Annotated in this window: 10 protein-coding genes; 1 reads left to right on the top strand and 9 read right to left on the bottom strand. The window is 72.3% G+C overall.

The window, feature by feature from the left end; translation table 11 throughout:
• Positions 1-41: 41 nt before the first annotated feature.
• The 8 genes from ACZ5DC_RS33385 to ACZ5DC_RS33420 all read right to left on the bottom strand — a co-directional run bounded on the left by ACZ5DC_RS33385 (position 42) and on the right by ACZ5DC_RS33420 (position 8,319).
• A complete protein-coding gene (locus ACZ5DC_RS33385; protein WP_468658996.1) occupies positions 42-3,056 on the bottom strand; it encodes a glycosyl hydrolase in 3,015 nt (1,004 codons plus the stop codon).
• Positions 3,057-3,214: 158 nt separating this feature from the next.
• Complete coding sequence (locus ACZ5DC_RS33390; RefSeq protein WP_468658998.1) at positions 3,215-3,496, bottom strand: hypothetical protein; 282 nt, start codon at positions 3,494-3,496, stop codon at positions 3,215-3,217.
• Positions 3,497-3,617: 121 nt separating this feature from the next.
• Positions 3,618-5,258: an alkaline phosphatase D family protein gene (locus ACZ5DC_RS33395; RefSeq protein WP_468659000.1), complete on the bottom strand. Its 1,641-nt coding sequence runs from the start codon at positions 5,256-5,258 to the stop codon at positions 3,618-3,620.
• A gap of 181 nt (positions 5,259-5,439) precedes the next feature.
• Entirely contained in the window at positions 5,440-5,793 is a 354-nt protein-coding gene (locus ACZ5DC_RS33400; protein ID WP_468659002.1) for a hypothetical protein, read from the bottom strand.
• Between the two features lie 280 nt (positions 5,794-6,073).
• A complete protein-coding gene (locus ACZ5DC_RS33405; RefSeq protein ID WP_468659004.1) occupies positions 6,074-6,709 on the bottom strand; it encodes an AMIN-like domain-containing (lipo)protein in 636 nt (211 codons plus the stop codon).
• 161 nt (positions 6,710-6,870) lie between these two features.
• Complete coding sequence (locus tag ACZ5DC_RS33410) at positions 6,871-7,497, bottom strand: nucleotidyltransferase family protein (protein ID WP_468659006.1); 627 nt, start codon at positions 7,495-7,497, stop codon at positions 6,871-6,873.
• Between the two features lie 66 nt (positions 7,498-7,563).
• Positions 7,564-7,851 carry a hypothetical protein gene (locus ACZ5DC_RS33415; protein WP_468659008.1) on the bottom strand — a complete coding sequence of 96 codons (288 nt, stop codon included), beginning with the start codon at positions 7,849-7,851 and terminating at the stop codon, positions 7,564-7,566.
• 81 nt (positions 7,852-7,932) lie between these two features.
• Positions 7,933-8,319 (bottom strand): nuclear transport factor 2 family protein, encoded by a 387-nt coding sequence (locus ACZ5DC_RS33420; protein WP_468659010.1) that lies wholly within the window; start codon positions 8,317-8,319, stop codon positions 7,933-7,935.
• Positions 8,320-8,442: 123 nt separating this feature from the next.
• Between ACZ5DC_RS33420 and ACZ5DC_RS33425 the strand changes: the two genes are divergently transcribed.
• Positions 8,443-9,216, top strand: a complete 774-nt coding sequence (locus tag ACZ5DC_RS33425; RefSeq protein WP_468659012.1) for a hypothetical protein — start codon at positions 8,443-8,445, stop codon at positions 9,214-9,216.
• 206 nt (positions 9,217-9,422) lie between these two features.
• Here the strand turns inward: ACZ5DC_RS33425 and ACZ5DC_RS33430 are convergent, their stop codons facing one another.
• On the bottom strand, positions 9,423-11,759 hold the full coding sequence (locus ACZ5DC_RS33430; RefSeq protein WP_468659116.1) for a M4 family metallopeptidase: 2,337 nt from the start codon (positions 11,757-11,759) through the stop codon (positions 9,423-9,425).
• Positions 11,760-11,795 lie beyond the last annotated feature (36 nt).

Genomic DNA, 11,795 nt, shown 5'->3' on the forward strand with positions numbered 1-11,795 from the left:
GAGCCGGGGCGCACCGGTCGGAGCCGGTGCGCCCCGGGGCGTCAGGACACCCCCGCCTGCGCGTACGGGACGAGCCGGACGGGACCGACCAGGCCGTGGTCCTGGCGGGCCGTCGTGCCGAACACGGACGGCTGGGCGACCCGGAGCCGATTGATGAGCGGCGTCGCCACTTCGATCTCGATGCCGTTCGCGCCGCCGCGCAGGTAGGGGCCGACGTCGACGACGGGGTGCAGACGGTCCACCGGGGGCACGGAAGTGCCGTTGACGGTGACACGGACGGTGTCGGAGACCTGCCCGAGTTCGAGGACGGCCCCGTGGGACGCGGTCCAGTCGTCCGGCAGGGTGACCTCGGTGCGGTAGCGGCCGACGCCCGCGGAGTCGGCCAGCTCGGGAATCCTCGACCAGGGCGCGAGCGCGTCCAGGGTCAGTGTGCGCCGGACGCGCTCGGTACGGGTCGGGTCCGCGCCGGGGTACCAGTCCTCGACCTCCAGCTCCCACGCCGCCGGGGTGAGGGGGCCGGGCACGGACGGCAGGGTGGTGGTGACCGTGCGGCCGTCGGACAGACGGGTGGTGCGGGTGCGGGAGCCTGCCGCGCCGGCCCGCACGGTCAGTCCGCGGCCGGTGAACAGCACGTCGTCGGCGTCCGAGGCGACGGCGTGCGGACGGTTGCCGTAGCGGTCGCCGAACAGTCCGGGCCGCCCCAGCGCGACGATCACCGTCTCCCCGGGCTGGAGCGTGACGCGCAGGGTGACGTCGTCGCCGTCCCGGGTGTAGCGGGCGAGCCGCACCGCCCGGCCCGTCCAGGCGTCGAGGAGGTACGGCACCGTGGCCCCGCGGCCGCGGGTGACGCGCAGGGTGACGTCGTGGTCGATCGTGGCCACCGCGGGCTTGACGGTCTCGGCGTGCTTGCCGTTGCACAGGTAGTAGAAGTCGGCGTCGTCCGTGGCCCGGTGGGCGTTGAGGAGCGTGGAGGAGGTGGCGTAGCGGACGTCGGGGGTGACACCGAGCTGGGCGAGCGCGTCGCCGACGGCGGCCTTGTCGCTGACGCGGACGACACCCGGCAGCGCGAGCAGCCGGGCCATCAGCGCGCGCAGCCGGCCGGTCTCCCCGTCGCCGGGCACCCCCGGGGTCAGGGCCTGGTCGAAGGCGCCGAACAGGACCATGGGCAGGCCCGCCTCGGCCAGCTTCAGCAGCTTGCGCGCGTCGCTGACGGCGAGCGTCGGGGTGGAGCCGTAGAAGAAGTCGCCCTCGACGAACAGCGCCTTGTAGGCGGGCCCGTCGGGCGCCAGCCGGCCGGCGCGGACGGTGGCGCTCGGCAGGTCGAGCAGCGGGCCGCTGAGGAACTGGTGGGTCCAGCCGAGGGGGATGCCGGTGGCGGTGAACCAGGACGCGCCGATGCCGGTGGCCGTGTAGCCGGTCTGCCGGAAGACGGCGACGTCGGCACGGGCGGTGCCGGTCTGCAGCACGCGGTGCAGGCGGCCCAGATAGCCGGCGATGTCCTCGGCATGACCCCAGGTGGGCTGCCGGGGGCCCCACGACTCGCCGTAACCGGGGGCGCCGTTGTACGGGCTGAAGGCGGCGAACCCGGGCCAGCTCACCTGCGGGGCGGTGGCGTAGGAGAATCCGTGCACGACGGTCTGGTTGACCCCCGCCGCGTACGCGCCGCCCATCGTCCGCAGGAAACGGTCCCACGTGGTGCTGTACGCCGTGCCGTTGTACGCGCCGGCCTCGCAGGACAGCACCGTGCGCCCGGCCATGTCGCGGCCGCCGGCCAGGCAGCGGTAGTCGTCGAGGTTCTTGAAGCCGAGGGACTCGCCCTCGGGGATGTCCAGGATCGCCGCCGAGGCGATGGCGTCGGTCTGCAGTCCGTAGGGCTGCGAGCGCAGGGCCATGCCCAGCGAGTGCGCCCAGGTCCTGAGGGCGAGCAGGTGGTGACGGTTGAACAGGTCCGAGACGGTCTCCCAGAAGTCGTGCCTGATCTGCCGGGTGACCTGGGCCTCGAAGGCGAAGACCTGGTTGCTCTTGTCGAGGACGACGGCGGGCAGGTACGGCAGCAGGGGGCGCCCGGTGCGCTTCTCGAACGCGTCGGGCAACTGCGCGGTCCAGGCGAGGCCGTCGGTCTCCAGCTCCACCGAGTCCTCGAAGAACGCGCCGCCGGCGGCCTTCAGCAGGACCTTCAGCGCCGGCGTCAGCAGGGAGTCCCAGAAGTCGGTGACGGCGGCGGTGCCGGCGGGGCCGAAGTGGTCGACGGCGTAGGCGGCGGGCGAGGAGTGCGGGCCGGACTCGGGCTGCTGTCCGGAACCGCGCTGCCAGTAGGAGATCAGGACCCAGTCGCCGTCCGCGGGCGCGGTCCAGGTCAGGGCGCCGCCGGTGACGGTGGCGGTCAGGTCGCGGACGCTGGCCAGGTCGAGTCCGGTCTCCTTGCGGGTGGAGTTCGCCGTGTCGACGCGGGCGGCCTGGACGGCGAGGAGCTGCCGGCGGGTCACGCCGGAGGCGGGCGCGCGCACGGGCTCCGGGACCGGACCCTGGTAGGTGGTTCCGCCGGTGACGGAGGCGCGGCCGTAGGCGAGTTCCTGGGCGGCGGCCGCGTCGTCGGGGGTGATGCCGGGCACGGCCACGGGCCAGCTCGGGCCGAGGGTGAGGTCGACGGTGAGGCCGCGTCTCGCGGCGCGGCGCAGGGCGGACTCGACGCCGTCCAGCCACGGTCTGCTGCCCCAGCCGTGGCGGGCGGTGTCCAGCACCGACTTGTCCTTGATGCTGTGGTGGACGGCCGCGATCTCGACGCCGCCGAAGCCGGCGTCCGCGATCTGGTCGATCTCGCGGGCGATCTCGTCCGGGTCGACGAGGCCGTCCGGCCACCACCAGCGGAACTTGGGGCGCACCGAGCGCGGTGGGTCGGCGAACCAGTCGGCGGCGGGAGCCGGCCCGGTGTCCGCGGGGAGAGCGGTCGCGGCCGGCGCCGCGGCACCGACGGCGGCCACGGCGCCCGCGGCCAGCGAGGCGGCGAGGACCGCGCGCCGCGACATCCCGCCGCGCTGCGAGACGAGTTCATGCATGTGCGCCCCAAAGGGTGAGTCGAGCAAGGGATCTTGACGTGCTGCGGCAGTGCTGATGCCGTGCGGACTGAATCGTTTCAATTGAATCGTTTCAAACCGCTGTAAACGCCGGAACGCTAAGCCCCGTGCCGAGGCGGGGTCAAGAGGTCTGCGCGATGTCAGTCGGTCCGACCGGTGTGCCAGGGGTGGCCTTTGTCGACCATGCCGTCGGAGGCCCAGCAGAACAGGGGGAACCCGAGGGCGTGCAGCGCCTTGCGGGCTTCCGCGATGTCCGGCTTCTCACCGGTGGCGTCCTGGACGAGGTCGCGGACGTAGTGGAGTGTGACGCCGACGAGGACGTACCAGCTGCCCGGCAGCCCGGTGGTGTGGTGGAGGGGGATGCGCCGGGAGGCGGCTGCCTCGACCTGCTCGCGGGTGAGCGCGCTCAGCGTGGTGGCCATGTGACCCCTCCTGCGCATGCGACACCTGTGGGAACGGTGTGCTGATGGTACCGATTCCACCAGCACACCGAGCGCTAGAGGCAGGGACAGTCGACGCACGGGCCCCGCCGCCGCGCCGAGCTCAGGCCGGCTTGAGTCCCGGGGCGCCGGCTGCCGTGACGAAGGAGGCCGCGGTCGTGACGGGCGCGCCGGGCCTGGTGACGTAGGGGACGGTCTTGAAGTCGGCGCGGGCGGCTTCCCGGCCGAGCGTGACGGTCACGTAGCCGCGCCGTCCGTTGTAGAACTTCATGTGCGGGTTGGCCGCGAGGTAGGTGGCCCAGTTGCCGGGCCGGTCCGCCCCGTCCCGCCCGCTGGTGATCGACGTGGTGACGATCTCCGTGCCGACGGTGCGGGAACCGGGGTCGCGGAAGTCGCGCTTGATGTCGAACGCGTAGTGCACGTGCACGTCGCCGGTGAGGACCATGAGGTTCTCCACGCCGACGGCCTCGGCCCCCGCCAGGATCCGCTCGCGGGAGGCAGGGTAGCCGTCCCACGAGTCCATGGAGACCTTGGACGGCGTGGCGGTGGTGTTGTACCGCTGGGAGAAGGTGACCTGCTGCGGTACGACGTTCCACAGTGCCCGCGAGGCGCGCCAGCCGTCGATCAGCCACCGCTCCTGCGTGGCGCCGGTCAGCGTGCGCGCCGGGTCCTCGGACTCGGGACCGGGGTACTGCCAGCCGTCGCCGTAGGCCTGGTCCGAGCGGTACTGGCGGGTGTCCAGGACGTCGAACTGGGCGAGCCGGCCCCAGTGCAGGCGGCGGTAGAGCCGCATGCCGGATCCGGTGGGCAGCTGGGGGCGGCGCAGCGGCTGGTTCTCCCAGTAGGCGCGGTAGGCGGAGGCGCGGCGCAGCAGGAACTCCTCGGAGGAACCGCCGTCCTCCGGGGTGTCGTCGGCGTAGTTGTTCTCCGTCTCGTGGTCGTCCCAGGTGACGACGAAGGGGTGCGCGGCGTGCGCGGCCATCAGGTCCGGGTCGGACTTGAACAGGGCGTAGCGCAGCCGGTAGTCCTCCAGCGTCACCGTCTCGTGATTGAAGTGGGCCGGGAGGACGCGGTCGGTGTAGTCGCGGTCGTTGCCGGTGGCGTTGACGGCGTACTCGTACAGGTAGTCGCCCAGGTGGAAGACGACGTCCACGTCGTCCTCGGCGAGGTGGCGGTAGGCGGTGTAGTAGCCGTCGGCGTAGGCCTGGCAGGAGACGGCGCCCAGGGTGAGCGCGTGGGGACGGGCGCCGGGCGGCGGGGCGGTGCGGGTGCGGCCGGTGGGGCTCAGCCAGGAGCCGGCCCGGAAGCGGTAGAAGAAGACGCGGTCCGCCGGCAGGTGGGGGACCTCGACGTGGACGGTGTGGCTGAACTCGGGGTGGGCCGGGGCGGTGCCGCGCCTGACGATGCGGCGGAAGTCCGCGTCGTGGGCCAGCTCCCAGTGCACGGTGACGCGCTGCGCGGGCAGTCCGCCGTCGGGCTGGTACGGCTGCGGGGCCAGCCTGGTCCACAGCAGGACCGAGCCGGGCAGCGGGTCGCCGGAGGCCACGCCCAGCGTGAAGGGGTCGTCGGTGATTCTCCGGGCGTCCAACTCGGCGGCGGCGGCCGTGCCGGCGGCCGGCAGGTTCACGGCGAAGGCGAGCGCGGCGGCGGCGCCGGTGGCGGTGAGGAAGCGGCGTCGGCCGATGTGTCTCGCTGCGGCGCGCAGTTCGGGGGCGTGCTGGGACGAGCGTGCTGCGGATGTCATCCGGTCTCTCCCCTGTCACGGTGCATGCAGGGGTAGTTGACCCGGCCGTGACTACCGCGACGGGGCAGCGGCCTGGCAGGAACATGACGTTCACATGGCGGAAGGACATGTTCCGGCCCCTCGGCCGGTGCTCCTGAGCCGACCGCGGCGTCCCCGGAAGGGGCCCGCCGCGGTGCCGACGTCAGGAGAAGACGACGGAGCGTACGAGCAGGCGGTCGGAGGCGCCGGCCCCTGGGGGCAGGCTGTAGTAGACGTCTCCTTCGCAGTCGGCGTCGAGGAAGACGGTGGCGGTGGCGTCGGTGCGGTTCCTGGGCGCCCGGGAAGGAGCACCGGGCGCGGAGCCCGGCGCAGGGAGGGTGATGCACTCACCGCTGACGGGATTGTTCAGGAAGCCGACGGCTTCGTATCCCTCGGCGGTGGTGTACGAGTAGCGGAACTGGCCGGTCGCCGCCGAGGCCGGACCGGGAACAGCGATGAGCAGCAGGAAAGCGCCGGCAGCGGCACCAGCGGCCGCTGTGATGGAGCGAAGAGGCACGAGGGGCTCCTTGCTGTCGAGGAAAGCCTGGTCAGTGCAAGCGATGCCCGTGCCGCTCATGAGCAAGCGCGGATTCCCTCGAACGGGCAGTGAGGGATCGTTTCTGGTAGCTCGTCAGGATGACGCGGCGATGTCCGGACGCGCGCGCCGGGCCGGCCGGTTCGGCAGCCGTACGAAGGACAGCCGGCGGAACCCAGGCGTCCGGCACACCCTTGGACGGCCTCGCCCCGTCGCCCGAACACATCACCGTGCGTGGCCTGGTCCGGCAGGGACGGGCCACTCACCGCTGGGACGAACGACCGCACCGCGGACCGTGACCGCACGCCTGTCCGCGTGACCTCTGACTCGTCCAGCTGTGGGCCACGTCGACCACCATCCGGCCGTCCAGTCGGAGCACACGGAACGGCAGTCGGGCGCGTACGCCCAGACCGATCTGCGTCCGGCCCTCGAAGGTGCCGCCGAACCGGGTGTCCCGGAAGGTGCGGTACCCGCTGACGTTCACACCGGGCAGCGCCTCGCCCACCTTCCCCGGGTAGGTGGGCTGGCCGGCCTCCAGGTCGTGACTCCACGCGTCGACGCGGATGTCGAGGACCGCCCCGCCGGCAACCGGTATGTACCGGCCCGAGGGGTCCGCGTACAACCGGTCGACGTACTGGACGTGGTAGCCGATGCGGTCGCCGCCGTCGGGCACGTCGAACACGACGCGGTCGTAGCACTCGTGCCGTCCGGTCCTGATGTCCTCCAGGTGCCCGGCGCCCGCGGCGGCACCACCCTTGGCGCCGCTGCCCCAGTCCGTCGGGCAGGCCGCCACCGCGCGCGGCCCCTCCACCGGGGCCGCGCCCGCGGTGCCCGCCGCCGTCCACAGCGTGGCCCCCGTGAGCACCGTCACCGCCACTGCCGCCCTGATACGTCGCATCCTGTCCCCCTTGGCCGAGCCTGGGTCGCGGAACTCTGATGCCGTGTGAGACGGCCCGCCACCCTGGACGGTTGTACGCCGGACAGGGACAAAACGGGGGATCTTGTACAGGTGGTCGAGCGAGGGCCGTCCGGGCGCGCGCCCGGCTTTCCGGGCCGGTGTCAGTCGGTGGGCGAGGGCGGCACGGGGCTGGTGGAGGGCCAGGGCAGAACGGTCAGCTCGGGCCACTGCTTCCGCCAGCGCGCCGCCTTGGCCTCATAGACCGCCCGTGGGGCGAGCACCGGGTTCGGCCGGACGACGAGGCTGAACACGTCGGACAAGCCGTGCGGCGCGTACACGCGCCACTGGCCGTCCGCCTCCACACGTACCCCCAGGCAGCAGGTCGTCGCGGCGAAGCTGTCGATCGCCGCCTCACTGGAGTCGTACGGCGGACACGGGACACCGAACTTGTCCTGGTACCAGAGGTGGACGCGTGCCTCGTTGCGGATCTCCACCTCCGCGGGCAGACCGGCGAAGACCGTGCGCCCGGCCTTGATCACCGTGTCCTCGGCCTCCCAGGAAAGGTCGCCGCCGTCGAAGTAGAAGAGGTCGTAGTCCTTGATGCCGTGGGTCGGCGGCCGGCCCGTGACGACGTTCCAGACGGTCTGGAAGAGGCAGCCGGCCGTCACGTACCACCCGGGCAGCTCCAGCGTCGCCGCTCGCGACAGGACCTCCGTCAACACGTCGTTGCGGGACAGCACCACGCGCAGGGACTCGAGTTGCCGGTCGAGAGGGAGTCGGCTGATCACCAGCCCTGCTTACCACAGCTCACCCGGCGGACGGGCCGGCTCCACGGGTCGAGCGCGCGGCCGGGCTCAGCCGAGACCGCGATGTGCGGCCCACAACTCCCCGGCACGGCCGGCGGCTTCGGCCACCAGGACCGCCAGTTCGGGCTCGTCGGGGACGGGGAACGAGACGTATGCGCCCCGGCCACCGCCGACCGGCCTGCCGTAGGCCTTCACGGCGAGGTGACCGTCCGGGAGGAGCCGGACGTTGAGCGTGGTCAGCTCGAACTCCTCACCGCGTCGAGTGTCCGTCCAGCGCAGTGCCCGCGGGATCGTCACGTTGATCGCCAGAGCGCTCACGTCCAGGTCGCTGCTCATGGACAGATGATCTCACGCGAGGGCACCGCGCGGTGGTCCGTGGTTGTGCCGCACGTTCCCGTCGGCGAGGTGCCGGTGACCCTATTCCACGCCGGGCGGCACACGCGTGGCCTGGTGGTAGTACATCCGCCAGCCCGCGGCCGGGTCCCTCTTGCGCCAGATCGAGCTGTGCCTGGTCCTGCGGTCGCCGAGCACGGTCTCGAAGGTCAGGTGCACCAGGCCGGGCGCGAGCAGCACCCCCGAGATCCCGGAGGGCTCATACCGGGCGCCGTCCGCCGAACTGCCCGGGTGGCCGGGCAGTTCGGCGAGCATGGTCTCGTACGTCCACCGCCGCCCCGACCCGCCGACCTCCACGAACTCCGGATCGAGGAGCTGCCCGGCGCGTTCCCGGGAGGAGCGCACACGCGGGTCCATGAGCTGCAACTCGCCTGCGATCGCCTGGTTCACGTCGTCTGCCGCACTGTTCATGGCCGTATCCTCGCCGCACTCGTGGGTGGCGCCGCAACCCGTTTCCTCCGCATGCGCGGAGGGCGGTCCGCGTGGTGAAGTGTGGGCCTGAGACAACTCCGAGAGCAGGGAGCGTTCGTCCCGATGAGCACACTGCCCGCACGGCCTGGGCGCAGCGGTCCCGAGTCCGTATCGGTCACGGACGTCTCGCCGTTCAGGCCTTCTCTCGTCAAAGCGGTGTTCAGGGACGTGACCTCGATGCACGTGTCCCGGTCGGCCGCGTGGGCCGCCGCGTCGGTGACGCGGACGGTGCTGACGGAGATCATCGACGGCGCGAGGACAGCGGCGGCGGAGCAGGCCCGGAAGAAGCTGGTTCCCGGCGACCTCCTCTCGGCGATCGACCGGAACGTCGAGCTGGAGGTGGGGAGCACGTGGTACGACCACAGCCCGACGTTCCGCGGTCTGACCGGTGTCGTGTACGACGCCGGCGGTGCCGTCGTGCCTTCTCGCAGGCGCGGCGGGCCGCGCAGACCGAGTGCCGTGGCCGGCGCCCACAGGTTCGAGGCCGGGGTCAGGAAGCTGCTGCGCAGCCGCGGGGCGACGGCCGTCCCGGCGCTGGTCCGCGACCTGGACGGCATCGCGAGCGCGTTCCTGACGGACCTCGCCCGGGACGCGGCCATGGTCGTGCGCGAGGGCGGCGTCAGGCGCTCCGGGACGGTCACCCTGGTGATGCCGGGCGAACCGGCCCCGCCCCCGTTGCGCAAGGATTCCCTCCCGGCCCGGTCCGCCCGCAGGGGGGACGGGCGGACCATCGGCAGGGACGACGTCCTGGCCGCCACCACGACTGTGTTGTTCGGCGGCGACCTCAGGCAGCGAGCCCTCACCGAAGCACGAGAGGCGACACGGAACACCGTGTGAAGCGGCCCGATCGAGTCCGCCGACCAGGATCGCCGACGCCCGGACTGACTGATCGTTCACAGCGACGCGTTCGCACGGCACGCGGCGGTACTCGCCGAAGTCACACCAGTCGCCGGGTTTGCACTGTGAAGACACCGCCTAGGTGTATTGGCCCGTCTCAGGAAGGCCGCGCAGGTCGCGGCCTTCTCGTCGCTGAGGACTTCGCTCTACCGGGCGGACGCGCCGGTCGCGGCCGCGGGGCCGGCGCCGGAGAAGTCCAGGCTCCAGCGCTGGAGATGACCCGGGGCCAGGTCGTAGAAGCCCGGGGTGCCGTCGGTCACGCGCAGCTTCCAGGTGCCGACCCTGGTGGCCGCCGAGGCGTCGACCGTGTAGGTCTCGTGCAGCTCGGGTGTGAGCACCCAGGGTCCCCAGGGCTTGACGTGGATGACGCTGCCGTCGGGGGCGATCAGGTCGATCACCATGGCGTTGCTGAACCCGTGGTCGAGGTCGACCGTGACCTTGAGGTCGCTCGGTGCGTTGCCCGGCTTCCCCCGGACGACCAGCGGGGACTCCACGGTGCCCCACTTGGGGATCACGTACCTGGTGGGGTTGACGAAGAAGTGCCCGCCGGATTCGAGGGCGGTCCAGGTGAACGAGAGGGTCCGGGTGTCCCCGGCCGCGTCCGTGACGACGATGGCCGAGCCGTAGTCGCCGGCCTTGTCGGGCGTGCCGGTGATGAGGCCGGTGGCGTGGTCGATCGACAGCCCGCGGGGCAGCGACTTGGCGGAGTAGGTCAGCTTGCCGGGACGGCTGCTGGAGGCGGTGATCCGGCGGCTGACGGGCTGGCCGACCGCCACGGGCTCGGTCGGCGGCGGCTCGACGGCGATGTGGTGGACGAAACCGGTCCCCACGTTGACGGCCGCCCAGGCGTTGGCGACGGCCTCGTAGGCGTCGCTGCCCGAACCGTAGAGGTCGGCGGCGGCCTGGAGCGTCGCGGTGCGGGCGCCGGCGTAGTCGGTGGTGCTGGTCATGTAGACGGTGAGCGCGCGGTACATCACGTCGGCGGCGCCGGTCAGCCCGATGCCCGCCACCGGCAGCCCGTCATAGGTGGGGCTGTCGTAGCTGACGCCGTTGATGGTCTTCCGCCCGCTGCCCTCGGCGAGCAGGTAGAAGAAGTGGTCCCCCACCCCGGCCGCCATGTGCGGTTCGTCCGACTTCGCCTGAGGCGTCCAGTAGTCCAGGGGCGCGTAACCGACGGCGCTGATGCCGGCCTTGGAGGGCAGGTCCATGTACCGGATGGGCTTGCCGTCGCCGTGCAGATCGTCCAGCTCGGCCATGGTGTAGTCGGGCACGTCGTTCGGGTTGTCGGCGTAGAACTCCACGGCGGCGGCCATCATGTCGCTGATCGCCTCGTTGAGGGCCGGTGATTCGCCGTAGTCGCCCAGTCCGGCCGTGGCGGAGGTGACTCCGTGCGTCATCTCGTGCGCGGCTATGTCCAGGGAGGTCACCGGGTGGTGTCCGTCCGCGCCGTCGCCGTAGCTCATGCAGAAGCAGCCGTCCTGCCAGTTGGCGTTGGCGAGGGGGACCCCCGGCTGCTGTTCGTAGTGGACCCGGGAGGTGCTGCCGCGGCCGTCGTCGGCTATGCCGTTGCGGCCGAACCGGTCGAGGTAGAAGTCCCACGTCGTCTTGGCGCCGTACGCGGCGTCCACCGCCGCGGTCTGGGGGTTCGCCGCCGTCCCGTCGCCCCACACGTCGACATCGCTGGTGAACGGGACACCGCTGGAGGTGACGCTCGAGTCGAGCGTCCGGTGACCACCGCGCAGCGGGTCGGTCAGGGTGTACGTGCCGTCGTCCTGGCGGGTGGAGCCGATCGTGACCTGCCCGCTGTAGAGGCTGTTGCCCTGGGCGGACTCGACGTGTTCGGCGTTCTCCAGGACGTCCTGGCTCGCGGCGTCCGTCACGACGTGGCGTTCGCTGGGGGAACCGTCCTGCTGGACGCCGGTGACGACCGTCTCCCAGGCCAGTCTCGGCTGGTCACCCAGCATCCAGACGACCTTGCGGGGGGCCGTGTGCGTGGCCGCCTTGCGGGTGCCCTTCGCCGTGGCCTTGCTCAGGGCCGCCTTCTTCGCGGTGGCGGCCGGCACCTTCGCCGCGGTCGTCGGCAGGGTCAGCTTCTGCCTGGAGGCGTAGGTGACGGTATGCGTTCCCTGTCGCTGGTGGACGACGAGGTCGCCGCCGATCACGGTCAGCCCGGCATAGGTGCGCTCGTAGCGGGTGTGGACCGTGCCGTCGGCGTCCTGGACCACGTCCTTCGGGACCAGTTTCTCCTGCGGGCCGAGCCCCAGTGAACGGGCGGTGTCCGGCGCCGCGTCGGCCGCCCGGTCGAGCAGCCGCCGGCGCTGTCCGGGCGACAGGTGGACGCTCCCGGACCCCGGCCGGGCCGCCGCCTTGATCTGCCGGGGCGCTCCCGTCGCGCGGGTGCCTTCGGGGGCGTGGGAGAGGGGGGCGGCGCCGGCCGAGCCGGGCAGCGCGGTGAACGCGAGTGCCGCCGCCGTGATCACCACGGTCGCGGCGAGGCGCCGTCGGGGCGCGTGCGCACC

The sequence above is a fragment of the Streptomyces sp. NPDC031445 genome, from assembly GCF_055581365.1.